Here is a 24,478-nt window from a genome sequence, read left to right on the forward strand (position 1 = left end):
TGCGCCTGATCCCGACTGAGGCGACGAAAGAGCCGCCTCAGCTCGCTTCCGCAATCAGCGAAAGCTGCCTAGGCGCCTCGCCCATCAGGTCGGTCAGCAGGGTGGGATAGTCGCCCGTGAAGCAGTGGTCGGTGAACTGCGGGCGGGTGTCGTCGCGATACTCGTAGCCCATCGCGCGGTAGAGGCCGTCGACGGACAGGAAGGCGAGGCTGTCGGCGCCGATGAATTCGCGCATCTGCTCGAGCGTGTGCGTGGCGGCGAGCAGCTTTTCGCGCTCCGGCGTGTCGATGCCGTAATAGTCGGAGTGGGTGATCGGCGGGCAGGCGAGGCGGAAATGCACCTCGGTCGCGCCAGCGTCCCGCATCATCTTGACGATCTTCACCGACGTCGTGCCGCGGACCAGACTGTCGTCGACGAGCACGATGCGCTTGCCCTCGAGCTGGGAGCGGTTGGCGTTGTGTTTCATCCGCACGCCGAGTTCGCGAACGCCCTGCGTCGGCTGGATGAAGGTTCGGCCGACATAGTGGTTGCGGATGATGCCGAGCTCGAACGGGATGCCGCTTTCCTGGCTGAAGCCGATCGCCGCGGGCACGCCTGAGTCCGGCACGGGAACGATGACGTCGGCCTCCGGCATCGACTCGCGGGCGAGTTCGACGCCCATCTGCTTGCGGACCTCGTAGACCGACTTGCCTTGGACGATGGAGTCCGGCCGGGCGAAATACACGAACTCGAAAATGCAGGGCCGCATCTTCTGCGGCGGGAAGGGCCGCAGCGACTGCACGCCGCTCTCCGAGATCACGACCACTTCGCCGTTCTCGATGTCGCGAACATATTTCGCGCCGATGATGTCGAGCGCGCAGGTCTCGGAGGCGAGGATGTGGCAGCCGTCCAGCTCGCCGAGGATCAGCGGGCGGATGCCGAGCGGGTCGCGCGCACCGATGAGCTTGCCCTCGAACAGGGCGACCAGCGCGTAGGCGCCCTCGATCTCACGCAGCGCGTTGACGAACCGGTCGATGAGACGGGGGCGGCGGCTCTGCGCCACGAGGTGGAGAATGACCTCCGTATCGGAGGTCGACTGGCAGATGGCGCCGGCCCTTACGAGTTCCTTGCGCAGCGTCAGGGCGTTGGTGAGGTTGCCGTTATGCGCCACCGCGAGGCCGCCGGCGTCGAGCTCGGCGAACAGCGGCTGGACGTTGCGCAGGATCGTCTCGCCGGTGGTGGAGTAACGGTTGTGGCCGATGGCGGAGCGGCCCGGCAGCCGGCCGATGACCCTGGCGTCCGAGAAGTGGTCGCCGACCAGCCCGAGGCGTCGCTCGGCGTGGAACCTGGCCCCGTCAAAACTGACGATGCCGGCGGCTTCCTGTCCGCGATGCTGAAGGGCGTGGAGGCCGAGGGCGGTCAAGGCCGCCGCTTCAGGATGGCCGTAGACTCCGAAGACGCCGCACTCTTCGTGCAGGCGGTCGCTGTCGAGATCGAACGGGTCTTCCGCGTCGACCTCTGCCGCAGGCGGGGTTCCGATCATCATGTCCGTCTCCCGGAGGCGGCATCGGCCGCCTCATTCCCGAACGCGCGACCGCCCTTATTGTTGCGGCTTCGCGTCCTGATCCAGCAGCTTGTTTAAGCCCTGCTTGTCGGCGGGGCTCACGTCCTGACCTTCATCCGGCGCCGGGGCGGCGTCCGCAGGAGGCGGCGCAGCGCTATTCGCCGCGTCCCCCGATCCGTCCGGATGCTTGAGCTTCTGCAGGATTGCGCTCTCAGGATCTTCCGGCAACATCGCCAGAAGCTTCTGTCCTGCGTCCTGCAATATAGCCTTTGACTGGGCCGTCTTGAACCACTCAGGCTGTCCGCTTGCGGGGACCAGCCATGTGAAAAACATGAAGGCCACCACAACGAGCAGCAAGCCGCGCGCGGCGCCGAAGATGAAGCCGAGGACGCGGTCGACCGGGCCGACCCGGCTGTCGAGGATGGCGTCCGAGATCTTCATCGTGATGAAGGACACGACCAGCAGCACGATGATGAACACCGCGCCCGCGCCGATCACGTCGGCGATCTGCGCCGGCTTCACGTGGATGAATTCGCGGGCGAGCGCGCGCGCCGGCTCGAAGAAATAGAAGGTCGCCGCGGCCGCCGCGACCCAGGACGCGATCGACAACACCTCGCGCGTGAAGCCGCGCACCATCGCCAGAGCCGCCGAGATCAGCATGACGGCGAGCAGGATGAGGTCCAGAAGCGTGATGGTCATACGCGGGGCCGAACTCGCGCCTAGAGCCTGTGCGAAGCCCCATTGGGGCGGGCGCGGCCCTCTATAACGCGCGCGCCGGCCGCCGTCACGCGCCTTTCATACGCGCGTCGTCCGCGCGGGCCGCGAGACGGGCGACAAGCGCGTCCAGCGTGGGGACCGCAAGGGCGGCGACGCCCGCTTCCTCCGCGGCTTCCGCGGCCGAGGGCGGCAAGGCCGCGCGCTTGAAGCCGAGCCGCGCCGCCTCCCTCAGGCGAGGTCCCGGGTGCGCCACGGGGCGCACCGCCCCGGTCAACCCGATCTCGCCGAAGAACACCGCGTCCACCGGTAGCGGCGCCCCCATCAGCGAGGACACCAGCGCGGCCGCCACCGCGAGGTCGGCCGCCGGCTCCTGCACGCGCAGCCCGCCCGCGACCGCGAGATGCACGTCGTGCTGCCCGAGCCGCACGCCGCAGCGCGCCTCGAGCACGGCGAGCACCATTGCGAGCCGCGCGCCGTCCCAGCCCACGACGGCGCGCCGCGGCGTGCCGAGGCTCGATGGCACGACCAGCGCCTGGATCTCGACCAGCAGCGGACGCGAACCCTCGAGGGCTGCGAGCACGGCCGTTCCGGGCGCGTCCGGCTCGCGGTCGCCGAGGAACAGAGCGGAGGGGTTTCGGACCTCCTCGAGGCCCGCTCCGGTCATGGCGAAGACGCCGATCTCGTCCGTCGGGCCAAAGCGGTTCTTCTGGGCGCGCAGAATGCGGAAGTCGCGCCCCGCGTCGCCCTCGAAGGACAGCACCGCGTCGACCATGTGCTCGACCACCCGCGGCCCTGCGATCTGGCCGTCCTTGGTGACGTGGCCGACGAGGATCACGCAGGCGCCGGTCGTCTTGGCGTAGCGGATCACCGCCTGCGCTGAGGCGCGCACCTGGGTGACGGTGCCGGGCGCGGATTCGGCCTGGCCGGTCCAGAGCGTCTGGATGGAGTCGAGGATCACGAGCCGCGGCGTCGGACCCTCCTTGAGGGTCGCCAATATGTCCTCGACGCAGGTCTCGGCCGCGAGCGCGACCGGCGCGTCGCCAAGCCCGAGCCGCTGCGCGCGCAGCCGTACCTGCGCCGCCGCTTCCTCGCCCGAGACATAGACGACGCGGTGGCCGGCGCGCGCCAGCGCGGCGCTCGCCTGGAGCAGCAGGGTGGACTTGCCGATACCGGGATCGCCGCCGAGCAGCAGAACCGAGCCGAGAACAAACCCGCCGCCGGTCACGCGGTCGAGCTCGGTCACGCCGGAGACAAGCCGCGGCGCCTCGTCGGGCGCGCCCGATAGCCCTTCCAGGACGACCACCCGCCCGCGGCCAAAGCTCCGCGACGTCCCGCCGGGCAGTGGAGCAGAAGCGGCCTCCTGCGTGATCGAGTTCCACGCCCCGCAGGCGTCGCACTTGCCCGACCAGCGGTTGTGGATTGCCCCGCAGGATTGGCAGACGAAGGCGGTTTTAGGACGAACCATCGGCTCAGACATACCGGCGCGCGTGGCGCCTGCCGAGAGCGGTCAGAACCTCGTAGCCGATGGTGCCGGAGGCGCGGGCGAGGTCGTCGACCCCGACATGGTCGCCGAGAATTTCCACCCAGTCGCCGCGCTTCACCGTGTTCTCGGGCGCGTCCGTGACGTCGATCGCGATCAGGTCCATGGAGATCCGGCCGATATAGGGGCAGCAGATGTCGCCCACATAGGCGCAGGCGCCGGGCGCGCCGTCCGCGCCGCCGGCGGCGCGGAACACGCCGTCCGCATAGCCGACGGAGAGGATCGCGAGCTTCGTCGGCCGCCGCGTTCTCTCGACGCCGCCATAGCCGACCGGGGTGCCCTCGGGCGCCTGGCGGAGCTGGATGACGCGCGCCTCGAGACGCACCACCGGCTTCAACTCCGCGGATCGGGCCCTCAGTGGATTCGAGCCGTAAAGCGAGACTCCCGGACGCCGCAGGTCGAAACCGAGATCTCCGCCTGCGGTCTTGCCCAGTAGGTTTCCGGCGGAGTTCGCGAGGCTGGCGGGAACGTCCGGCGCGAGCGCGCGCAACTCTGCGAACAGCGCCCGCTGGCGCTCGGTCTCCGGCCGATCCGGCTCATCCGCGCAGGCGAGATGGCTCATCAGCAGGGACGGCCGGAAGCCCGGGCCGCCCGCGGCGAAAAGGGCGCGCGCCTCTTCGGGCGACAGGCCGAGCCGCGTCATGCCGGTGTCGAAATGGATGGCTGCGGATTCGGCCGCTCCGGTCGCGGCCACGAAGCCGGCCCACTCGGCGATCTCCTCGGTCGAGCCGAGGACCGGCCGGGCGCCGACGGCCGCATAGGCCGCGCAGGCGCCGGGGGGCAGGCCGTTCAGCACGTAGATCGCGCTGTCGGGCGCGGCCGCCCGCGCGATCGCGGCCTCAGAGAGATGCGCGACGAAGAAGGTGCGGGCGCCAGCGCGGGTCAGCGCTTGCACGGCTTCCGGCAGGCCCACGCCATAGGCGTCTGCCTTGACCACAGCGGCGCATTCGCTGCCCGGCGCGAGCGCGGCGAGCGTCCGCCAATTGTCCTGGAGCGCTCCGAGATCGATGGTGAGACGTCCGCCGGCGCAGCCAGCCGTCACATCCGCTCCGGCATATGGTCGGTCTGCGCCAGATTCCCGAACCGCGTGAACTCGGCCTCGAACTGCAGCTCGACCGTCCCTGTCGGACCATGCCTCTGCTTGCCGATGATGACCTCGGCCTTGCCGCTCACGTTCTCCATTTCCGTCAGCCACTGATCGAACTCTGGCGTGCCTTCGCGCGGTTTCTTGTTCTTCACGTAATACTCTTCGCGGAACACGAACAGCACGACGTCGGCGTCCTGCTCGATCGAGCCGGATTCGCGCAGGTCCGAAAGCTGCGGGCGCTTGTCGTCCCGGCTCTCGACCTGTCGCGAGAGCTGCGACAGGGCGATGATCGGCACCGCGAGCTCCTTGGCCAGCGCCTTCATCCCCGTGGTGATCTCGGTCATCTCCTGAACGCGGTTTTCGCCGCGCTTGGCGGAGCCGGACAGCAGCTGAAGATAGTCGACGACCAGCAGATCGAGCCCCTTCGAGCGCTTGAGCCTGCGGGCGCGGGCGGCGAGCTGGGCGATCGACAGGCCGCCGGTCTCGTCGATGAACAGCGGCGCGCGCTGCATCTCGGCGACGGCTTCGGTCAGCTTGAAGAAGTCGCGCTCGTCGATCGAGCCGCGACGGATCTTCGACGACGAGATCTCGGCCTGCTCGGCGATGATGCGGGTGGCGAGCTGCTCGGCGGACATTTCGAGCGAGAAGAAACCGACGATGCCGCCATTGATGGTCTTGGTCCGCCCGTCCGGCTGCGTCTCGCCCTGATAGGCCTTGGCGATGTTGTAGGCGATGTTGGTGGCGAGCGACGTCTTGCCCATGCCGGGGCGGCCCGCGAGGATGATCAGGTCGGAGGCCTGCAGGCCGCCCATCAGCCGGTCGAGGTCGTCGAGGCCGGTCGCGATGCCAGAAAGCCCGCCGTCGCGCTTGTAGGCGTTGGCGGCCATGTCGACCGCCGTCTTGAGCGCGTTGGAGAAGGTCTGGAAGCCGCCGTCGTAGCGGCCGTTCTCGGCGAGCTCGAACAGCTTGCGCTCGGCGTCCTCGATCTGCTGCCGGGGCGGCATGTCCACCGGCGCGTCGTAGGCGACGTTCACGACGTCCTCGCCGATGCCGATCAGCGACCGGCGCAGCGCGAGGTCGTAGATCGTGCGCCCGTAATCCTCCGCGTTGATGACCGTCGTCGCCTCGGCCGCAAGGCGGGCGAGATACTGCGCGACGCTGAGGCCGCCGAGATCGAGGTCCGGCGGCAGGAAGGTCTTGATGGTGACCGGCGTCGCGGCCTTTCCGGCGCGCACCAGACTCGCGACAATCTCGTAGATGCGCTGATGGAGCCCTTCGTAGAAGTGCTCCGACAGCAGGAAGTCGGAGACCCGCCAGAACGCGTCGTTGTTGACCAGCACGGCGCCGAGCAGGGCCTGCTCGGCTTCGATGTTGTTCGGCGCCTGCCGGTAGGCGGGCTCCGGCTCGAGCAGGCGGCGGGCGAGGGAATCAGCGAGGGCCATAGCGTCCGGCTTGGGTGCGACGGAGTTGACGAACTCTTAACAGGCCGCGTCGGGATCGCGTGGCCTGATGCGGCCTGCGATGACGCGGCCCCCGATTCCCACAGGCCGCGAAATGGCGGCGGCGATCGGCGTGCGAATCGCTTGACCGTGGCAGGCTATCGTCGCGCCAGGCGGCGCAAACGAAAAGCGCCCGGCGGTGAGCCGGGCGCTTGAAGACGTCGAGGGAGAAGCGATCAGGCTTCGGCTTCGTCGCCAGCCGGCTCTTCGTCACGGTCACGATCGCCGCGGTTCTCGTCGGCGTCGGGATCGTAAGTCTCAAACGCGGGACCTTCCTCGCGGCGGCTCAGGTCCTCGCCGGCGGCCTGACGCTCGGCCTCGGCCTCGGAGCGGGCGACGTTGACGGTGATCGTCACTTCGACTTCAGGATGGAGGCGGACCGGAAGCGGGTGCATCCCGATCGTCTTGATCGGCGTATTCAGCACGATCTGGTTGCGCGAGACGGTGAGGCCATCCTTCGTCAGGGCCTCCGCGACGTCGCGGGTCGACACCGAGCCATAAAGCTGGCCCGTTTCGCCGGCCTGGCGCACCAGCACCAGCACCGTGCCGTCGATCTTCTCGCCGACCTTCTCGGCTTCGCTCTTGAGCTCGAGGTTGCGGGCCTCGAGCTGCGCGCGCTGGCTCTCGAAGACCTTACGGTTGGCGTCGTTCGCGCGGAGCGCCTTCCGGTTCGGCAGCAGGAAGTTGCGGGCGTAGCCGTCCTTGACGCGCACTTCGTCGCCCATCTGGCCGAGCCGGGCGATGCGTTCCAGCAGAATCACTTGCATCGGGGAGTCTCCATTCCGTCGTTTGAGGCGTGATCAGGGAAGAGGGGCGGTCGCCGTGGCCGGCGGACCGCCCGGAGGAGGGCCGAAGCGTCGTCTGACGCCGAAGATCTGCTCGGCGACGCCGAGTCCTGCGAGGAAGAGCAGAATCCAGGGCTGCAGGACGAGCATCGCGTAGATGGCGAAAAGGATGAGGCCGCGCGCGGGCGTGGCTTGGGTCATGACGTGCACCACCGCGAGGCCGAGCAGCGCGAACGCCATCAGGAAGGTGCCGGCGAACAGCTCCGCTACGAGCCCCGCGAGATCAGGCAAAAGGGAGCCCGCGAACCCGCCGAGAAGGCCGAGGAAGGCCTTGTTGGGGAAGGTGATCCGGCGCAGGTCCGGCCATGGCCGGGCCAGACGGCCGGAGGCGCGCACGATCCGGCCGGCGAGCCACAGGTTGAACAGCGACGACGCCGTCCAGAAGCCCGCCGCCATGCTCGGCGCCAGCGCCGTCATCAGCTCGATGAGCGGCTTGGCTTCGTCGCCCGGAACCATTCCCGGCGCATCGCTGCGCGCCTCGAAGGCTTTGGTGAAAAGCTCGCGGAGGGCGGCGCGGTATTCTTCCAGCGAGGTCGCGACCAGCGGGATCGAGGCCGCGACCAGCAGCGCGCCGAGCGCCGCGCACCAGATCACGAGGCGGCCCGGTGGGTACCACTCCACTGCGCCCGGCGCGTCGCCAGGGCGGGCGAGCAGAGCCAGATAGGCGAGCCACCAGGAGGGAAGCCCGACGGCGATGGTGAAGTAGAGCGCGGTCTTGGGGCCCACCACGAGGGCGAGGCAGGCGGCGCCGAACACGGTGGCGACGAGGCCTGCGAGATGCCGCCAGCCCGCCGCGGCGATCAGGATCGGCAGCGGAGCGGCGTAAAGCAGGAGCAGCGCGAGCGGCGAGCCTGAAGCGGCTGCGGCGTAGAGCAGGGCGGAGGTCGCTCCTGCCCCGAGGCCGATCATGATGGGAGAGCCGCGCATGCCGTTCGTCCTGCTGTCCCGCGCGAGGCGCGGTTAGAGCCATTCGGCTCAACGGCCTCGGCCGGAGCCGACGCCTTGGAAGGGGCTTCCGCGCCGGGGCGCGGAAGCGGAAGCGCAATCCCGGCTGTTCGCTATTCGGCGGCCGGGATGACAGATCGCGGGCTCAGCGCCCGCGAACAGTCACTTGATGACGTAAGGCAGCAGACCGAGGAAGCGGGCGCGCTTGATGGCGCGCGCGAGCTCACGCTGCTTCTTGGCCGACACCGCCGTGATGCGCGACGGCACGATCTTGCCGCGCTCGGAAATGTAACGCTGGAGCAGCCGGACGTCCTTGTAGTCGATCTTCGGCGCATTGGCGCCGGAGAACGGGCAGGTCTTGCGGCGGCGGAAGAACGGGCGGCGCTGGCCGCCGGAAGCTGCGGGGGCCATCAGTTCGCCTCCTGTCCGGATTCACTGCGACGCGGGCGATCTTCGCGGTCACGGCGGAAGCCGCCGTCACGGCCGCCGCGGCCGCCGCCCGGACGATCGTCACGATCGTCGCGGTCGCGCCGCTGCAGCATGGCCGACGGGGCTTCTTCAAGCTCGTCGACCTTGATGGTCATGAAGCGGAGAATGTCTTCGGAAATGCCCATCTGGCGCTCCATCTCGGCGACGGCCGCGGCCGGAGCGTCGATGTTGAGCAGCGTGTAATGAGCCTTGCGGTTCTTGTTGATGCGGTAGGCGAGGGGCTTCACGCCCCAGTACTCAGTCTTCTTGACCTCGCCGCCCTGACTGGTCAGGACCTGCGTGTACTGGGCCGTCATCTCCTCGACCTGCTGCGACGTCACGTCCTGGCGGGCCAGGAAGACGTGTTCGTAGAGCGGCATGGGGTCGGGACCTTCAGGTTCAGTTGCGTCAGCCGTTCGGCGCGAAGCCCTCCGAGCCCGCAAAGGCCCGAACGATTTCTCGAAGGCGGAGACACGGGAGGCCGGATCCTGCGATCCTGGCTGGGCGAAGCCCAAGCCCCTCCGTTCAGCCCCCAGCCGAACGACGTGAAGCGGCGCGTATAGAGGATCAGGGACTGCAAGACAAGGAGGCTTAGAGGAGCCGACGCCGCCCTGCGGCTTGACAGGCCGTGCGCCCGCCTGCTTTGCAGCCGCCTTCATTAAACGGGAAACGCGCCTTGAGCATCGCTCTGATCTTTCCGGGCCAAGGAAGCCAGCAGGTCGGCATGGGCCGCGCCTTAGCCGACTCCTTCGCCTCCGCGCGCGCGGTGTTCGAGGAGGTCGACGCGGCGCTCGGCGAGCGCCTTTCCGCCACGATCTTCGAGGGTCCGGAGGATAAGCTCACTCTGACCGCGAACGCCCAGCCGGCGCTGATGGCGGTCAGCCTCGCGGCGCTGAGGGTGCTGGAGGCCGAAGCAGGGCTGGACGTCGCGCGCCATGCGGCGTTCGTCGCCGGCCATTCGCTCGGCGAATATTCCGCGCTCGCCGCCGCCGGCAGCCTTGCTGTTCCGGACGCGGCGCGGTTGCTCAGGATCCGCGGCGACGCCATGCAGAAGGCGGTTCCAGTCGGCGAGGGCGCCATGGCGGCGTTGCTCGGGCTGGACCTCGACGCGGCCCGCGCGGTCGCCGAAGAGGCGGCGGAAGGCGAAGTCTGCCAGGCCGCCAACGACAACGCTCCTGGCCAGGTGGTGATCTCGGGGACGAAGGCTGCGATCGAGCGCGCCTTGCCGATCGCAAAGGCGAGGGGCGCGAAGCGCGCCGTGCTGCTGCCGGTGTCGGCGCCGTTCCACAGCGCGCTGATGCAGCCTGCCGCCGAGGCGATGCGCGAGGCGCTCGCGGGCGTGAAGATCAACGCGCCGCGCGCGCCGGTGGTCGCCAATGTCACTGCGAGCCCCCTGACCGATCCGGAGGCGATCCGCGCGCGGCTCGTCGAGCAGGTCACCGGCGCGGTGCGCTGGCGCGAGTCGGTCGCATTCATGGCGGGGGCCGGGGTGACGCGCTTTATCGAGATCGGGGCCGGCAAGGTTCTTTCAGGCCTCGTGAAGCGGGTCGCGCCGGAAGCCTCGGGCGAGTCCGTCGGCTCGCCTGATGACGTCCAGCGCATTCGCGCCGAAGGCCTGTTCGCGTCCGCCGTTTGATCCGGAGAACCCTCATGTTCGATCTCACGGGCCGCTTCGCCCTCGTCACCGGCGCGACCGGAGGCATCGGGGGCGCGATCGCCCGGGCGCTGCACGCCCAGGGCGCGACCGTCGCGCTTTCCGGCACGCGCCGCGAAGCGCTGGACGCGCTCGCCGCGGAGCTCGGGGAGCGGGCCCACGTGCTGCCCGCCAATCTCAAGGATGAGGCCGCGGTCGACGCGCTGCCCGGAGAGGCCGAAGCCGCGATGGGCGGCCTCGACATCCTGGTCCATAACGCCGGCGTGACGCGGGACAATCTCTTCCTGCGCATGAAGGACGACGAGTGGTCGGAGGTCATCGCGGTCAATCTCGCGGCCGGCTTCCGGCTCTATCGTGCGGCGCTGAAGGGCATGATGAAGCGCCGCTACGGCCGGCTCATCGGAATCACCTCGGTGGTCGGCGTCACCGGCAATCCCGGCCAGGGCAACTACGCAGCCTCGAAGGCGGGGCTGATCGGCATGTCGAAGTCGCTCGCGGCCGAGGTTGCGAGCCGTAACGTCACCGTGAACTGCATCGCGCCCGGCTTCATCGAGAGCCCGATGACGGACGCGCTCAACGAGAAGCAGCGCTCCGGCGCGCTCGAGCGCATCCCGGCCGGCCGTTTCGGCGTCGGTCCGGACGTCGCCGCCGCGGCCGTCTATCTTGCGAGCGGAGAGGCGGCTTATATGACGGGCCAGACGCTGCATGTGAATGGCGGCATGGCCATGATCTGACGGGATCTTCGGCCGCGCCGGGCGTCTGGCGCGGGTGTTGGGATCATGCTACGAACCCGGCCATCTTGAGGGGATAAAGCCGCAGTTGGCGCGTTTTATTTCCGCGGCCGGGCGGTCGTCTGAACAAAAACGTTGCCCGGATTGCGCTGCGCCTTCAAAAAAGCCCGCCCGGGGGAATCGCGACCGGACTAAACGTCCGGATCGTCTGTCCGGCGGGACGATCTTCCGAACGGAACTAAGCCAGGGATTGAGAACGATGAGCGACATTGCCGAACGCGTGAAGAAGATCGTGGTCGAGCATCTCGGCGTGGACGCCGAAAAGGTCACCGAGAACGCCAGCTTCATCGACGATCTCGGCGCGGACAGCCTGGACACCGTCGAGCTCGTGATGGCGTTCGAGGAAGAGTTCGGCTGCGAGATTCCGGACGATGCGGCGGAGACCATCCTGACGGTCGGAGACGCCACGCGTTTCCTCGAGAAGAACGCCGCTCAGGCCTGAGCCTGAGCGAGCGGCGAAGCGCATGACGCTGTACGAGATTCGATCGTTCGGGGCGACGACGTGAGGCGGGTTGTCGTCACGGGTCTCGGCATCGTCTGCCCGCTCGGCGCCGGGGTCGAGACGGTTTGGCGCCGGCTCATCGCCGGAGAGAGCGGGCTCCGCAAGATCGACCAGTTCCAGGTCGATGATCTGCCCGCCAAAGTCGCCGGCGTCATTCCGCGCGGCGACGGCTCCGAGGGCGCCTTCAACGCCGACGCGGTGCTGGAGCCCAAAGAGCAGCGCAAGGTCGACGACTTCATCACCTTCGCGATGGCTGCGGCCGAAGAGGCGCTCGCCGACGCCGGCTGGGCGCCGCAGACGGAGGACGATCGCTGCGCCACCGGCGTGCTGATCGGCTCCGGCATCGGCGGCCTGCAGGGCATCGAGGAAGCGGCCCACATCCTTCGGGACAAGGGGCCGCGGCGGATCTCGCCCTTCTTCATTCCTGGCCGGCTGATCAACCTGGCTTCCGGGCAGGTCTCTATCCGCCACGGGCTGAAGGGGCCGAACCATGCCGTCGTCACGGCGTGCTCCACCGGCGCACACGCCATCGGCGACGCCTCGCGTCTGATCGCGCTCGGCGACGCCGACGTGATGGTCGCCGGCGGCACGGAATCGCCGATCTGCCGGATTGCGGTGGCGGGCTTCTCAGCCTGTCGCGCGCTTTCCACTGCGTTCAACGACGAACCGGAACGCGCTTCGCGCCCCTATGACAAGCTGCGTGACGGCTTCGTCATGGGCGAGGGCGCCGGGATCGTGGTGCTCGAGGAGCTCGAGCACGCGCGGGCCCGTGGCGCCAAGATCTATGGCGAGGTCGTGGGCTACGGGATGTCGGGCGACGCCTACCACATCACCGCGCCGGCGATGGACGGCGACGGCGCTTACCGCTGCATGAAAGCTGCGCTGAAGCGGGCCGGCGTCGAGCCGAGCGAGATCGACTACATCAACGCCCACGGCACCTCGACGCCGCTCGGCGACGAGATCGAGCTCGGGGCGGTGACGCGGCTTGTCGGCAACGCCGCGGGCAAGATCACCATGTCGTCGACCAAGTCGGCGATCGGTCACCTGCTCGGCGCCGCCGGCTCGGTCGAGGCGATCTTCTCGCTGCTCGCCATCCGCGACCAGGTCGCGCCGCCGACGCTCAATCTCGACGATCCGTCGGTCGAGACGGCGCTCGATCTGGTGCCGCACAAGGCGAAGCCGATGACGATCGACATCGCGCTCTCGAACTCCTTCGGCTTCGGCGGCACCAACGCGTCGCTCGTGTTCCGGCGCTACGCCGCCTGACGAGCTTCCAGGCGGACGTGGCGGCTTTCGCCACAATCCCGAGCCAGCATCGGGCGAGGACCGCGTCGGCCAGACGTTCCGACGCGGCGAGAGGAGAAACCGACTGTGTCGAGCGAGGGAGCCCCGCCGGATCCCAAGGCAAACACTGAGGCCGCCGCCGGTCGCGACGGCGCCTCTTCGCCTCGTCCGCGGCTCGTCGCCTCGAATCCGTCGCCCCGCGCTGTGGGCCCTAGCGAGCAGCCGCCGGCGTCCGAGGCAGCCGAGCGCGCGCCGGCGCCTGGCGACGCCGCTCCTCCGGCCAAGCCGCGGCGACGGCGCGACAGCGCGCTCGTCGGCTATCTGAGCGGGCTGTTCACCTTCCTCAGCCTGCTCGCGCTCTGCGCCGGGGGCGCGCTCTACTACGGCAAATCGCTGTTCGAGCGGCCGGGGCCGCTCGCCGCCGACACCACGGTCCTGATTGCCCGCAACCAGGGCGTCGCCGACATCGCCGAGGCGCTCGAGCGCGCAGGCGTGATCGAGCATCCCAGGCTTTTCGAGATCGGCGTCCGGGCTTACCGCGTCAACGATCGTCTGCGGTTCGGCGAATACGCGTTCCCGGCCCATGTCAGCATGCACGAGGCGATGAACATCATCGCCTCCGGCAAGTCGATCGAGCACCCCATCACCATCCCCGAAGGGCTGACGAGCCTCCAGATCGTCGAGCGGCTGCGCGATCAGCCGCTGCTGACGGGAGAGATCAAGGAAGTCCCGGAGGAAGGCTCGCTGCTGCCCGAGACCTACAATTTCGCGCGCGGAACCTCGCGCGAGCAGGTCATCGCGCGGATGCAGCAGCACCAGAAGGACGTGCTGGCGCAGATCTGGAAGGAGCGGAAGCCGGTGACGGGCGTCAAGACGCCTGAGGACCTGGTGACGCTCGCCTCGCTGGTGGAGAAGGAGACCGGCGTTCCGGAGGAGCGGCCGCGCGTCGCTGCGGTGTTCGCGAACCGCCTGAAGAAGGGCATGCGGCTGCAGTCCGACCCGACGATCGTGTACGGCCTCGTCGGCGGTCGCGGGACCCTGGGCCGCAGCCTGAACCGGTCCGACATCGCCTCCAAGACCCCCTACAACACCTATGTGATCTCCGGCCTGCCGGCGGGGCCGATCGCCAATCCCGGGCGCGACGCGCTGATGGCGGCGGCGCAGCCGGCGGACACCCGCGACCTCTACTTCGTGGCCGACGGCTCCGGCGGGCACGCCTTCGCTCCCACCCTGGTCGAGCACAACCGCAACGTGGCCAAGTGGCGGAAGGTCGAGCGCGCCCGCGGCGCGCCGGCTGATCGCCTTGCGCCGGACGACGCCGCTGCGGAGGCGGCGCCCGACGCCTCGGCCGACGAGGCGGCCGACCCCGACGAGACCGGCGCGGCGGCCTCTTCCTCCACGCCTCTTCCCAAGTCGAAGCCGAACGACTCCCGCAAGCCTCGCCGACAGTAGGCCGAGCGATCCGCGAGCTTAAGGATGTGCGCGACCCAGCCTCGCGGCGGGGCCTCGGCTGTGCTCAAAGGTCGGCGGTCGTCCGCCTCAGGTGATGAAAGGTCCCAAATGGTTCTGGCCAGCATGACCGGCTTTGCGCGCGTTCCCGGCGGGGAGGGCGCCGCGCGCTGGACGTGGGAGCTGCGCAGCGTGAACGCGAAGGGCCTCGATCTGCGGTTTCGCGTGCCGCCGGGCTGCGAAGGCGTCGAGCAGGCGGCTCGCGGAGAGGCCTCGGTCCGGCTGAAGCGGGGCGCAGTTCAGGCAGCGCTCACCCTCGACCGGTCGGCCGGGCGGACTGAGGTCAGGATCAATCAGGACGCGCTTCAAGCGGTTCTCGCCGCCGCTGCCGCCGTCGCGGCCCAGGCGCCGGGCGCGGCGCCTCCGACGGTGGACGGTCTGCTTGCACAACGCGGCGTGGTCGAGTTCGTCGAGGCGGAGGAGAGCCCTGAGGAGCGCGCCCGCTTCGAGGCGGCGGTGTTGGAGGATTTCCGCAAGGCGCTGGACGCGCTCGCCGCGGCCCGCGCCAGCGAGGGGGCGGCGCTCGCCGCCACGCTCGAGCAGCGGCTCGCGACCATCGCGGAGCTGACGATGCGGGCCGACGCCTGTCCGGCGCGCGCGCCGGAGGCGGTGCGTCGCAAGCTCGCAGAGCAGGTGGCGGCGCTGATCGGAACCGGCGTCGGCCTCGATCCCGACCGCCTCCACCAGGAGGCGGCGCTGCTCGCCACCAAGGCCGACGTGCGCGAGGAGCTCGACAGGCTGGCCGCCCACGTCGAGGCGGCCCGGACGCTGATCGCCGAGGGCGGCGCGGTCGGCCGCCGGCTGGATTTTCTGTCCCAGGAGTTCAGCCGCGAGGCGAACACCCTGTGCGCCAAATCGAACGACCGCTCGCTGACTGCGATCGGCCTCGAGCTCAAGGCCGTGGTCGAACAGTTCCGCGAGCAGGTCCAGAACGTGGAGTGAGCGGGATGACGCCCTCGTCCGAGCAGCTTCCGGCGCTTCCGCGGCGCGGCGTGCTGCTGATCCTTTCGTCCCCGTCCGGCGCGGGCAAGTCGACGCTTACGCGGGCCCTGCTCGACACCGATTCCGAGATCACGCTGTCGATCTCGGCGACGACGCGCGCCCGGCGGCCTAGCGAGGCGGACGGCGTGCACTACCGGTTCCTGAAGCAGCGCGATTTCGACGCCATGAAGGACGCCGGCGAGTTGCTCGAATGGGCCGAGGTCCACGGCAATTGCTACGGCACCCCGCGCGAGCCCGTGGAGAAGGCGCTGGCGGAAGGCCGTGACGTGCTGTTCGACATCGACTGGCAGGGCACCAAGCAGGTCTGCGAGACGATGCGGGCGGATGTCGCCACCGTCTTCGTGCTGCCGCCCTCGGCCGCCGAGCTGCGCTCCCGGCTCGAACGGCGGGCGGAGGATTCGCCGGAGGTCATCGCCAGCCGCCTGCGCAACGCGGCGGTCGAGATCGGCCATGTCGACGAATACGACTACGCCGTCATCAACGACGATTTCGAACGGTGCCTGAACGAGATCCGCGCAGTGCTTCATGCCGAGCGGGTGCGCCGGGCGCGCCGTCCGGCGATCACCGACTTCGCGGCTGGCCTGGTGAAGGATCTGGCTGCGCTGCAGCCGTCCTGACGCGATCCGGCTAGCGCCGGGCGGCCAGCGCGTTCGCCAGCGCGACAAATCCCTCGACGGGAATCTCTTCAGCGCGTCGGGTCGGCTCGATTCCGGCGGTCTCGAGCAGAGCCGCCGCGTCGCCCAGGCTCTTCAGGCTCTGCCGCAGCATCTTGCGGCGCTGGCCGAAGGCCGCCTGGGTGACGGTCTCGAGGTCGCGGACCCGGCAGGGCATGGGCGCCGGGCGCGGCGTCAGCCGCACCACGGATGAGGTCACCTTCGGCGGCGGCGTGAAGGCCTGCGGGTTCACGTCAAAGGCGATGTTGGCCTCGCAGCGCCAGCCGCAGAGCACGGCGAGGCGGCCGTAGGCTTCGTCGCCCGGCTTCGCCACGATGCGCTCGGCGACTTCGCGTTGAAACATCAGGGTCAGGCCGTCCCACCAGGGCGGCCAACGGTCGGCCGCGACCCACCCGGTCAGCAGCGGGGTCGCGATATTGTACGGAAGGTTCGCGATCACCCGAGCCGATCCTTCGCCGGCGAGCGCAGCCATGTCGGTCGCGAGCGCGTCAGCCTCCACGACCTCCAGCCGGCCCGGATAGCGCGCGGCGATCTCCGCCAGCGCGCCGAGCGCGCGGGTGTCCTTCTCGATCGCCACCACGCGCTTCGCGCCCTCCGCGAGCAGCGCGCGCGTGAGGCCGCCCGGACCGGGGCCGACCTCGACGACCGTTACACCCTCCAGCCGCCCGCCGGCGCGGGCGATCCGCGCCGTCAGGTTGAGGTCGAGCAGGAAGTTCTGCCCGAGCGACTTCTTCGCGGCCAGTTCGTGGCGGCGGATGACCTCGCGTAGCGGAGGCAGGTCGTCGATCGGGCTCACGCCAGCGCCGGCTCGTGGGACAGCCGCTCCGCCAGCCGCAAAGCTGCGCGCAGGCTTTCCGGATCCCCCTTTCCGGTCCCGGCGATGTCGAACGCGGTGCCGTGGTCGGGCGACGTCCGCACGAAGGGCAGGCCGAGCGTCGCGTTGACGGCGGTCTCGAAGGCGAGCGTCTTCACCGGGATGAGCGCCTGGTCGTGGTACATGGCGAGGGCCACGTCATACCGGGCGCGCGCCGCCGCATGGAACATCGTGTCGGCCGGCAGCGGGCCCTTGGCGTCTATGCCTTCCGCCTGCAGGCGCCGGACGGCGGGCGCGACGACCGACTCGTCCTCATGCCCGAGCACGCCGTTCTCGCCCGCATGCGGGTTGAGTCCGGCGACGGCGAGCCGCGGCCGTTCGATCCCGAAGCGGCGGCGTAGGTCACGCGCTACGATCCGCCCGGTCTCGACGATGTCGTCCTCGGTCAGTCGGACCGGGACCTCCGCGAGCGGAATGTGGACGGTGACGGGAACCACCGCGACCTCCTCCGACCAGAGCAGCATGACCGCGCGCGCCGGGGCGCCCCACAGCGACTGCGCGAGCGCGCCGAGATATTCCGTGTGGCCCGGATGTGGAAACCCGGCGGCGACCAGCGGGGCCTTGGCGATCGGGAGGGTGACGAGCGCGGCGCAACGGCCGCCATGGACGAGCTCGACCCCTCGACGGATCGCGTCGACGACGGAAGCCGCGTCCTCGATAGACGCGTGGCCGGGCGTGGCCCGGCACGCCGCTCCGACCGGGTAGATCGGGAACCGGTCGTCGAACAGCGCGAGCGCGCCCTCCGGCTCTGTCTCTGCGATCGCGAGGTCGAGGCCAAGCAGCGCGGCGCGGGAGGCGAACACGCCGGGATCGCCGACCGCGACGAAGGCCGGGATCGGCCGGACGCGGCGGGAGGACCAGAGGGCGAGGGCGAGCTCGGGCCCGATTCCGGCGGGCTCGCCCATGGAGAGGGCGAGCGGCGCGTCCCGGCGGCGCTCGCCCGGCATGTTCAGTGGCGGACCTGGATGATCGCGCGCGACTTGATCTGTTCGAGATATTTCTTGGCCTGTTCCTCGACCTGCTTGCCGCTCGCCTGGTCCATGGCCTGCTGGCGGAACACGCTGTCGTCGGCGATGTCCTTGCGGCCGCACACGGCGATCATCTCGATCCCTTCGTCCGAGCGCTGCGGTTCGGTAAGGCCGCCGATCTTGACCTTCGCCAGGATCTCGTTGAGTTCCTTGCCCATGCCGCCGCTCGAGCGGACGACGGGATCCTTGACGGCGACGTCCCGCAGCTTCGACGCGAACTCGACCGCCTGATCGCATCCCGGGAAGCGGCCCTTGGCGGCGATCGCCTCCGAGCGCCGCTGGGCGATCTGGGCGTCGCTCGCGCCCTTCGGCAGAACGAACACCACCTGCCGCAGCGTGTACTGGATCGCCTTGTTGTCGGCCTTGCCGGCCGCCTTGCCGATGTAATCCTGCTCCCGCGAGGCGATCTGCGCGGCGAACTTGCGGCGGACGAGCTGCGCCCAGGTGATCTCCGCGCTGATCCGGTCCTTGAGCGTCTGCGCGTTCACGCCGCGCTGCTGGATGGCCTGCGTGAACTGCTGCGGCGTGAGCTTCATACGGCCGGCGATCGAGCTATAGGCCGCGTCGACCTGTGACGGGTCGGCCGCGATGCCGTAGCGCTTCGCTTCCGTGACCTTCAGCTTGTCCTCGACGAGTTCTTCGCGCGCAGCGTCGACGCTCGCCTTGGCGCCGCCCGACAGCTTCATCAGCGCGAGCCGCGCCTGCACTTCACTGGTCAGGATCGGCTGCCCATTGACCACGACGGCGATCGACTGAGCGCTGGCCGGCGCGACGCAAGACAGCGTCGCCGCGAAGCCCGCCGCTATGGCGAGTTGAAGGAGCCGAGGACGCGTTAAGCTGGACATGCGGTTCCCGTTGTTTCGACGCCCGCCAGTCCGGGCACGCCGGCCGTTTTCAGTGTTCCGCCGGCCGTCGTCAACATTGCGGAGGCGCTGGGAAGCGCCTGATGACGCGCGCCTCGCAGATTTTTGCGCGCGCTGACGCGGCGCCGTCAGGGAGCGAAGGACGCCTGCGAGCCGAACATGTCGGGCTCGACGTTGGACTTGCTGCTGGTCGAAAGCCCGACTTTGCCGAGGGTCCGGAAGTCCAGCTTCACCAGGAACTTGTTGTCGACCTGCGAGAGCCTGATCGAATCTGCCGTGTTGTCCACCTGCCGGATGTAGCTGAAGCCGAAGGACAGGCACTGGCTGATGTCGTTCAGCCCGAAGCCGAGCTGCGTCCGGTCGAACGCGTCGCGGTCGAAATTGTAGCGCGCGCCCGCCTCGACGTAGAAATCCTGCGTGAGGAAGACGCGGGCGCCGCCGAGCACGCCTTCGCGGATTTCATCATAACCCTGCAGCGGCGCCTGTTCGTAACGGCCGTAGACCAGGTTGGCCTGAACCCGCTCGAACGTCGCGCGGCCTTCGACCTCGGCGCTGCGGAAGGCGAAGCTGTCCTCGTCGAGCCGGATATGGGTCGCAAGCCCAAAATGTTCGTTCGGAACGATGGTGAGGCCGCCGACATAGTCGGAGCGACGGGTGTTGAGGCCGGAGCCCGGCCCGATCTGAGTCGGGTCGAGCTCGTTGAAGGAGTTCTTGCCGAACAGCGCGAAGGACTGGCCGACCAGCATGCTGACGCTCGCGCCGGAGTTGGTCGTCAGGGTGTACTGACCGCCGACATTCGCCCGGCTGCCGCCCTCGATCCGGTCGTAGCCGGAGAACTTGTTCCACGAGAACAGCGTCGTGTCGTCAAACAGCAGGCTCTGCGCGTCTTCGTTCGGGAGCTTGCCGACCTTGCTCTCGTTCGGGCGGAAGATCACCTGCGCGATCGGCTCGATCTGGTGCGTGCCGAACGAGCTCACGGCGATGAACGGGTAGCGGTACTCCATACCGACGCCGACCATGCCGCGCAGCAGCACGTCCTGCTCATGATCCAGGAAGGCAGGCATGCTCGAGTCGTAGTCGGGCTTCGTGTAGATCAGGTCGCCGCGCACAAAGGCGAACGGCGTCCAGACCTGGCCGATCGGATCGATGAAGCGGCGGCGCCACTCCATGTCGCCCGAGATCCGGCTGTAGGTCCCGGCCGCGCCGACCAGCGCGTTGTCGGTGCGCGGCTGAGTCCGCTTGAGGTAGCGCGCGTAGTCGCTGTCCTCGCGGTAGAGGTTGGTGGCGTTGATGTCGAAGGACAGCTCGCCGCCCGCCACCGGATTTTCGAAGGTGTAGTTGTAGTCGAGCACCGGCGCGACCCAGGGCAGGCGATCCTGCTGGTCGTAACGCGTGAGCCCGTAGAATTTGTAGCCGCGGATCTCGAACCAGCTGCGGTCGCCCTGGCCCTTCAGGAAAAGCGTGGAGGTGGCGTCGGTGCGCGAGCCCCACAGGTCGTAGTCGCCGCGCACCCATTTGTCCGACAGCGCGTTGATGTCCCAGCCCCAGGACCACTTCTCGTTGATGTCGAACGAGCCCTTGGTCTGGAACGCCCAGCGGTTGTCCTTGTCGCCCGGCCCGACGCTTAGGCCGGCGTCGGTCATCCCGGCCGGGACCTTGCCGTTGAACTTGTCCGAGTTGAGCTGGTGGATGCCGGCCGCGCGGATCGAATAGGAGCCGTCCATCAGCTGCTGGCGGTACTCGCCCTTCAGCATGACGCCCTGCTTGGAGGTCGCCATCGCGCTGAGCGTGAGGTCGGACTCGGGCGACAGCACCCAGAAGTACGGAACCTCGATTCCGTAGCCGACTCGGCTCGACCGCGTCAGGTTCGGCCCCAGCACCCCGGACTTGCGCTTCACCGTTGGATCGGGGCTCGAGAAATAGGGCAGCCAGGCGATCGGCTTGCCGAACAGCTCGAAGGTCGCGTCGTCGTAGTAGATGGTCTGCTCGTCCTGCCGCCAGATGATCCGCTTGGCGCGGATTTGCCACAGCGGCGGCTTTTCGGGATTGTTCCGGCACGGCTCGCAGGCGGTGTAGACGCCGCGGTCGAACACCATCAGGTTGCCGTTCTCGCGGCGCCCCTTGGCGGCGGCGAAATGCGTGCGGTCAGTGGTCTCGACTCTCAGCGGCGTCACGAAGCCGTCCTTGAAGTCGTCGGTGACGTCCATCGTGTCGCCATAGGCGACGTCGCCGTTGCGCTCCGTGAACTTGACGTGGCCGAAGGCGTGGACGCGGTTCTGCTTCTGGTCGTAGGCGACGCGGTCCGCCTGCAGGGCGCGCCCGTCATAATAGATGTCGACGCCGCCGACCGCCGTCACGATCTCCTTGTCGTAATCGTAGACGAGCTCCTTGGCCTCCATCAGCATGCGCGCGTTCGGATCGCGCTGGCCGAGGCCGCCGCTCTTCTTGCCGTTGGCGCCCGCGACGACGGGTTCGGCCTTCGAGGAGAACAGTTTCGAGCCGTGCTTCTTGTCCGCGTCGCGCGGCTGGGGCGGGATGAGCTCGTTGCTGGACTGCACGCCCTGCGCAAACGCGCGGCCCGTCGCGAGAGCGATCGCGGTGGATGCGAGCAAGAGGGCGGCGAGAACGGCGCCTGACCGACGGGAGGCGGCGCGCGGCGCGAGCGTCATCCGTCCTCCCTCGTCATCTGGGGCGCCGCGTCGCTCGGCGCGAGAAGAGGGCGGTAAACAGAATGACGGCGGACGCCGAACAAACGAGTCCGGCCGCCCCCGATACGCCAGCGAACTCGGTGGCGAGATAAAGCACGAAGCCCGCCCATGCGCCACTCGAATTCGCCGGCCGCGGCCGCGCCGCTGCAATCAGAGCCGTGCGCGGCCCGCACGCGCGGCCCGGCGGCCGCCGGGCCGCCGCGGCCGATCGTCGATTCGAAGCCGGACAGCCGTTTCCCGGAGCCCGTTTCGAGCTTCGTTCTGTCCGGACCCACCAGTCTCATGCTGACCCGATGACACGCGCGGTGGCCTGGCCGACCGCGAAGCGCTTCCCCTGCGACAGCTTGAGGGCCGCGCAGCGTTCAATGCAAGGTCGTTCCAGCCTGCGGCCTCGGCCGAGCGCTGGAACGTGACGGACGTGTCGTATAGAGGAAACACCCTTACGTCCGCGTTCTTCCCAGCCACGACCGCGGCGCCGATCCCCTCCCGCAGGAGCGAGTCCTGATGTCCAAGCATTCCGAGCCGACGACGCAGAACGCCACGCCGCTCAAGATCGGGTTCCAGAAGCTCGATGCGAAACCCGCAGGCGTGGTCGTCATCTTCGCTGCGCCGGAACTCGCGTTCGGAGCGTCGACCGCCGCGTTCGTCGCGCCCATCGAGGCGGCGCTCGCGCGAGCGGCGTCCGCCGAGCGCTTCAAGGGCAAGGCCGGCCAGAGCTTCGAAATCCTTGCGCCGGCGCTTGCCGACGTCGATCGGCTGATCGTCGTCGGGCTCGGCGACGGCAAGGAGCCGACCGACTGGGTGAAGCTCGGCGGCCAGATCCGCGGCAAGCTACCCGCGACCGCCGACAGCGTGGTGGTGATGGTCGAAGGGGCCGGCGCGGTCGCCCCGGACCTTGCGGCGACCGCCGAGATCGGGGTCGGACTGCGGCTGCGCAGCTATGTGTTCGAGACCTACAAGACGAAGAAGAAGGACGACGAGCCGCAGCCGATCGCCAAAGTCACCCTGGCGGTGGCCGATGACGCTGCGGCCAAGAAAGCCTGGAAGGCCAAGGAAGGCCTCGCGGAGGGCGTCGAGATCGCCCGCACGCTCGTTAACGAGCCGCCGAACGTGCTGACCCCGAAGGAGTTCGCCAGGCGCGCCCAGGAGCTCGAGGCCCTCGGGGTCGAGGTCGAGGTGCTCGACGAGAAGGCGCTCAGGAAGGCGGGCTTCGGCGCGTTGCTCGCGGTCGGCCAAGGCTCCGAGCAGGAAAGCCGCGTCGTCGTGATGCGCTGGAACGGCGCCAGGGACAAGGACGAGCAGCCGGTCGCCTTCATCGGCAAGGGCGTGATCTTCGACACCGGCGGCATCTCCATCAAACCGGGCGCCAACATGGAGGACATGAAGGGCGACATGGCGGGCGCGGCCTGCGTGGTCGGCCTGATGCACGCGCTCGCGTCCCGCAAGGCGAAGGCGAATGTCGTCGGCGCGATCGGCGTGGTCGAGAACATGCCGGACGGGAACGCCTACCGCCCGGGCGACATCCTGACCTCGCTGTCGGGCCAGACCATCGAGGTGATCAACACCGACGCGGAAGGCCGCCTCGTGCTCGGCGACGTGCTCTGGTACGTCCAGGACCGCTTCAAGCCGAAGTTCATGATCGATCTCGCGACGCTGACGGGCGCCATCCTGATCGCGCTCGGCGTCGACCATGCCGGCCTGTTCTCGAACGATGACGCGCTGTCGGAGAACATCTCCAAGGCCGGCAAGGCGACGGGGGAGACCGTGTGGCGCATGCCGCTGGGCCCGGAATACGACAAGCTCATCGACTCGCGGTTCGCCGACATGAAGAACACCGGCGGCCGCCATGGCGGCTCGATCACCGCGGCGCAGTTCCTCAAGCGCCACGTCAACGGCACGCCCTGGGCGCATCTCGACATCGCCGGCACCGGCATGAGCTCGCCGGCGACCGACATCAACAAGAGCTGGGGCTCCGGCTGGGGCGTGCGCCTGCTCGACCGCCTGGTGAGCGACTTCTACGAGGGGTGAGGTGAACCTGCGGCCGGTCCACGCGGGTTCGCCGCCGGACCTCCTGATCCGGGAGATGGAGGACCGCGACGTCGACGGCGTGATCTCCGTCTGGAACGCCGCGGGCGTCGCACGTCCTTGGAACGATCCGTCGCGCGACCTCGCCTTCGCCCGCTCGAGACCCTACTCGACGGTGCTGGTCGCCTGCCTGACGGCCGTCGCGGCGACCGTGATGGTCGGCGAGGACGGCCATCGCGGCTGGGTCTATTATCTGGCTGTCGATCCGGAACATCAGGGGAGAGGCTTCGGCCGCGCCATGATGGAGGCTGCGGAGCGCTGGCTCGCTGCTCGTGGCGTGTGGAAGCTGCAGTTGCTGGTCCGAGGCGACAACGCCGCGGCGCGAGGGTTCTATGAGGCCCTGGGCTATCGCGACGTTGAGGCGGCCTGCTTCCAGAAGGTCATCGCGTGAGGCCGAGGGGTAGGGCGTGACCGAAGTCCTGTTCTACCAGCTGACCAGCCAACCGCTCGAAAAGGCGCTTCCGGCGCTGCTCGAGAAGTGCCTGGAGCGGAGTTGGAAGGTCGTGGTGCAGGCTTCCGCGCCGGAGCGCGTCTCCGCGCTCGACGACGCGCTCTGGACCTATTCGGACGACGGTTTCCTGCCGCACGCCGCAGACGGCGAGGGGGCGGAGGAGACCATCTGGCTCACCACCACCGAGCTCAACCCGAACGACGCTCATGTCCGAGTGCTGGTCGACGGCGCGCAGCCGCCGGACCTCGCGTCTTACGCCCGCGCGCTGATCCTGTTCGATGGCCACGATCCCGAGGCGCTCGACGCCACGCGGGCGCAGTGGCGGGCGCTGAAATCGGCCGGCCATGAGGTGACCTATTGGCGGCAAAGCGAGGATGGCCGGTGGAAGCGCGAGGCCTGATCGCAAACT

General features: G+C 69.0%; 23 protein-coding genes. 10 read left to right on the forward strand and 13 right to left on the reverse strand.

Annotation, left to right across the window (positions count from 1 at the left end):
* Positions 1–37: 37 nt before the first annotated feature.
* The 9 genes from purF to rpsF form a co-directional block, all read right to left on the reverse strand.
* Positions 38–1,525 (reverse strand): amidophosphoribosyltransferase, encoded by a 1,488-nt coding sequence (purF, locus tag VM780_RS07725; protein ID WP_325446684.1) that lies wholly within the window; start codon positions 1,523–1,525, stop codon positions 38–40.
* A gap of 54 nt (positions 1,526–1,579) precedes the next feature.
* Positions 1,580–2,242: a CvpA family protein gene (locus tag VM780_RS07730; RefSeq protein ID WP_325446685.1), complete on the reverse strand. Its 663-nt coding sequence runs from the start codon at positions 2,240–2,242 to the stop codon at positions 1,580–1,582.
* A gap of 85 nt (positions 2,243–2,327) precedes the next feature.
* Entirely contained in the window at positions 2,328–3,725 is a 1,398-nt protein-coding gene (gene radA / locus VM780_RS07735; protein ID WP_325446759.1) for a DNA repair protein RadA, read from the reverse strand.
* Positions 3,726–3,729: 4 nt separating this feature from the next.
* A complete protein-coding gene (alr, locus tag VM780_RS07740) occupies positions 3,730–4,842 on the reverse strand; it encodes an alanine racemase (RefSeq protein WP_325446686.1) in 1,113 nt (370 codons plus the stop codon).
* The gene (locus tag VM780_RS07745; protein ID WP_325446687.1) at positions 4,839–6,329 is read right to left on the reverse strand and encodes a replicative DNA helicase; all 1,491 of its coding nucleotides are present in this window, start codon (positions 6,327–6,329) and stop codon (positions 4,839–4,841) included. Before VM780_RS07745 ends, alr begins: the two co-directional genes overlap by 4 nt.
* 233 nt (positions 6,330–6,562) lie before the next feature.
* Positions 6,563–7,153 carry a 50S ribosomal protein L9 gene (gene rplI / locus VM780_RS07750; RefSeq protein ID WP_325446688.1) on the reverse strand — a complete coding sequence of 197 codons (591 nt, stop codon included), beginning with the start codon at positions 7,151–7,153 and terminating at the stop codon, positions 6,563–6,565.
* 33 nt (positions 7,154–7,186) lie between these two features.
* Entirely contained in the window at positions 7,187–8,158 is a 972-nt protein-coding gene (locus VM780_RS07755; RefSeq protein ID WP_325446689.1) for a DUF2232 domain-containing protein, read from the reverse strand.
* Positions 8,159–8,338: 180 nt separating this feature from the next.
* A complete protein-coding gene (gene rpsR / locus VM780_RS07760) occupies positions 8,339–8,587 on the reverse strand; it encodes a 30S ribosomal protein S18 (protein WP_325446690.1) in 249 nt (82 codons plus the stop codon).
* Positions 8,587–9,024, reverse strand: coding sequence for a 30S ribosomal protein S6 (rpsF, locus tag VM780_RS07765; RefSeq protein WP_325446691.1), 438 nt, complete (start codon positions 9,022–9,024; stop codon positions 8,587–8,589). The genes rpsR and rpsF overlap by 1 nt, the downstream gene beginning before the upstream one ends.
* 296 nt (positions 9,025–9,320) lie before the next feature.
* On the opposite strand from rpsF, the gene fabD reads away from it, so the two are divergent.
* The 7 genes from fabD to gmk all read left to right on the forward strand — a co-directional run bounded on the left by fabD (position 9,321) and on the right by gmk (position 16,003).
* Positions 9,321–10,280, forward strand: a complete 960-nt coding sequence (gene fabD, locus VM780_RS07770; RefSeq protein WP_325446692.1) for an ACP S-malonyltransferase — start codon at positions 9,321–9,323, stop codon at positions 10,278–10,280.
* Positions 10,281–10,294: 14 nt separating this feature from the next.
* Positions 10,295–11,032: a 3-oxoacyl-[acyl-carrier-protein] reductase gene (gene fabG, locus VM780_RS07775; RefSeq protein WP_325446693.1), complete on the forward strand. Its 738-nt coding sequence runs from the start codon at positions 10,295–10,297 to the stop codon at positions 11,030–11,032.
* Positions 11,033–11,288: 256 nt separating this feature from the next.
* Positions 11,289–11,531 carry an acyl carrier protein gene (locus VM780_RS07780; RefSeq protein WP_325446694.1) on the forward strand — a complete coding sequence of 81 codons (243 nt, stop codon included), beginning with the start codon at positions 11,289–11,291 and terminating at the stop codon, positions 11,529–11,531.
* A 60-nt stretch (positions 11,532–11,591) separates the two neighbouring features.
* On the forward strand, positions 11,592–12,857 hold the full coding sequence (gene fabF / locus VM780_RS07785) for a beta-ketoacyl-ACP synthase II (protein ID WP_325446695.1): 1,266 nt from the start codon (positions 11,592–11,594) through the stop codon (positions 12,855–12,857).
* A 222-nt stretch (positions 12,858–13,079) separates the two neighbouring features.
* A complete protein-coding gene (gene mltG / locus VM780_RS07790) occupies positions 13,080–14,327 on the forward strand; it encodes an endolytic transglycosylase MltG (protein ID WP_325446696.1) in 1,248 nt (415 codons plus the stop codon).
* A gap of 108 nt (positions 14,328–14,435) precedes the next feature.
* The gene (locus tag VM780_RS07795) at positions 14,436–15,326 is read left to right on the forward strand and encodes a YicC/YloC family endoribonuclease (RefSeq protein WP_325446697.1); all 891 of its coding nucleotides are present in this window, start codon (positions 14,436–14,438) and stop codon (positions 15,324–15,326) included.
* A gap of 5 nt (positions 15,327–15,331) precedes the next feature.
* Positions 15,332–16,003, forward strand: coding sequence for a guanylate kinase (gene gmk, locus VM780_RS07800; RefSeq protein WP_325446698.1), 672 nt, complete (start codon positions 15,332–15,334; stop codon positions 16,001–16,003).
* A gap of 10 nt (positions 16,004–16,013) precedes the next feature.
* On the opposite strand, the gene rsmA is transcribed toward gmk, so the two are convergent.
* The 4 genes from rsmA to VM780_RS07820 form a co-directional block, all read right to left on the reverse strand.
* Positions 16,014–16,856: a 16S rRNA (adenine(1518)-N(6)/adenine(1519)-N(6))-dimethyltransferase RsmA gene (rsmA, locus tag VM780_RS07805; RefSeq protein ID WP_325446699.1), complete on the reverse strand. Its 843-nt coding sequence runs from the start codon at positions 16,854–16,856 to the stop codon at positions 16,014–16,016.
* A complete protein-coding gene (gene pdxA, locus VM780_RS07810) occupies positions 16,853–17,881 on the reverse strand; it encodes a 4-hydroxythreonine-4-phosphate dehydrogenase PdxA (RefSeq protein ID WP_325446700.1) in 1,029 nt (342 codons plus the stop codon). The genes rsmA and pdxA overlap by 4 nt, the downstream gene beginning before the upstream one ends.
* 2 nt (positions 17,882–17,883) lie before the next feature.
* A complete protein-coding gene (locus VM780_RS07815) occupies positions 17,884–18,807 on the reverse strand; it encodes a SurA N-terminal domain-containing protein (RefSeq protein WP_325446701.1) in 924 nt (307 codons plus the stop codon).
* 146 nt (positions 18,808–18,953) lie between these two features.
* On the reverse strand, positions 18,954–21,494 hold the full coding sequence (locus VM780_RS07820) for an LPS-assembly protein LptD (protein WP_325446702.1): 2,541 nt from the start codon (positions 21,492–21,494) through the stop codon (positions 18,954–18,956).
* Between the two features lie 543 nt (positions 21,495–22,037).
* On the opposite strand from VM780_RS07820, the gene VM780_RS07825 reads away from it, so the two are divergent.
* Genes VM780_RS07825 through VM780_RS07835 form a run of 3 tightly spaced genes read left to right on the forward strand, consistent with a single transcriptional unit; the run spans position 22,038 to position 24,469 of the window.
* Positions 22,038–23,561: a leucyl aminopeptidase gene (locus VM780_RS07825; RefSeq protein ID WP_325446703.1), complete on the forward strand. Its 1,524-nt coding sequence runs from the start codon at positions 22,038–22,040 to the stop codon at positions 23,559–23,561.
* Between the two features lie 7 nt (positions 23,562–23,568).
* Complete coding sequence (locus tag VM780_RS07830) at positions 23,569–24,009, forward strand: GNAT family acetyltransferase (RefSeq protein ID WP_414652803.1); 441 nt, start codon at positions 23,569–23,571, stop codon at positions 24,007–24,009.
* 16 nt (positions 24,010–24,025) lie between these two features.
* Entirely contained in the window at positions 24,026–24,469 is a 444-nt protein-coding gene (locus tag VM780_RS07835; RefSeq protein WP_325446705.1) for a DNA polymerase III subunit chi, read from the forward strand.
* The last annotated feature ends 9 nt before the right edge of the window (positions 24,470–24,478 follow it).

It is taken from the genome of Hansschlegelia sp. (genome assembly GCF_035538955.1).
GTDB lineage: Bacteria > Pseudomonadota > Alphaproteobacteria > Rhizobiales > Methylopilaceae > Methylopila.

Bases quoted from the DNA above. Each gene is read 5' to 3' on its own strand.
- rplI (WP_325446688.1), bottom strand. From the start codon at position 7,153: ATGCAAGTGATTCTGCTGGAACGCATCGCCCGGCTCGGCCAGATGGGC.
- gmk (WP_325446698.1), top strand. From the start codon at position 15,332: ATGACGCCCTCGTCCGAGCAGCTTCCGGCGCTTCCGCGGCGCGGCGTG.
- VM780_RS07745 (WP_325446687.1), bottom strand. From the start codon at position 6,329: ATGGCCCTCGCTGATTCCCTCGCCCGCCGCCTGCTCGAGCCGGAGCCC.
- VM780_RS07780 (WP_325446694.1), top strand. From the start codon at position 11,289: ATGAGCGACATTGCCGAACGCGTGAAGAAGATCGTGGTCGAGCATCTC.
- VM780_RS07795 (WP_325446697.1), top strand. From the start codon at position 14,436: ATGGTTCTGGCCAGCATGACCGGCTTTGCGCGCGTTCCCGGCGGGGAG.
- VM780_RS07755 (WP_325446689.1), bottom strand. From the start codon at position 8,158: ATGCGCGGCTCTCCCATCATGATCGGCCTCGGGGCAGGAGCGACCTCC.
- VM780_RS07730 (WP_325446685.1), bottom strand. From the start codon at position 2,242: ATGACCATCACGCTTCTGGACCTCATCCTGCTCGCCGTCATGCTGATC.
- radA (WP_325446759.1), bottom strand. From the start codon at position 3,725: ATGGTTCGTCCTAAAACCGCCTTCGTCTGCCAATCCTGCGGGGCAATC.
- pdxA (WP_325446700.1), bottom strand. From the start codon at position 17,881: ATGCCGGGCGAGCGCCGCCGGGACGCGCCGCTCGCCCTCTCCATGGGC.
- purF (WP_325446684.1), bottom strand. From the start codon at position 1,525: ATGATGATCGGAACCCCGCCTGCGGCAGAGGTCGACGCGGAAGACCCG.
- rpsR (WP_325446690.1), bottom strand. From the start codon at position 8,587: ATGGCCCCCGCAGCTTCCGGCGGCCAGCGCCGCCCGTTCTTCCGCCGC.
- VM780_RS07820 (WP_325446702.1), bottom strand. From the start codon at position 21,494: ATGACGCTCGCGCCGCGCGCCGCCTCCCGTCGGTCAGGCGCCGTTCTC.
- fabG (WP_325446693.1), top strand. From the start codon at position 10,295: ATGTTCGATCTCACGGGCCGCTTCGCCCTCGTCACCGGCGCGACCGGA.
- VM780_RS07815 (WP_325446701.1), bottom strand. From the start codon at position 18,807: ATGTCCAGCTTAACGCGTCCTCGGCTCCTTCAACTCGCCATAGCGGCG.
- VM780_RS07825 (WP_325446703.1), top strand. From the start codon at position 22,038: ATGTCCAAGCATTCCGAGCCGACGACGCAGAACGCCACGCCGCTCAAG.
- rpsF (WP_325446691.1), bottom strand. From the start codon at position 9,024: ATGCCGCTCTACGAACACGTCTTCCTGGCCCGCCAGGACGTGACGTCG.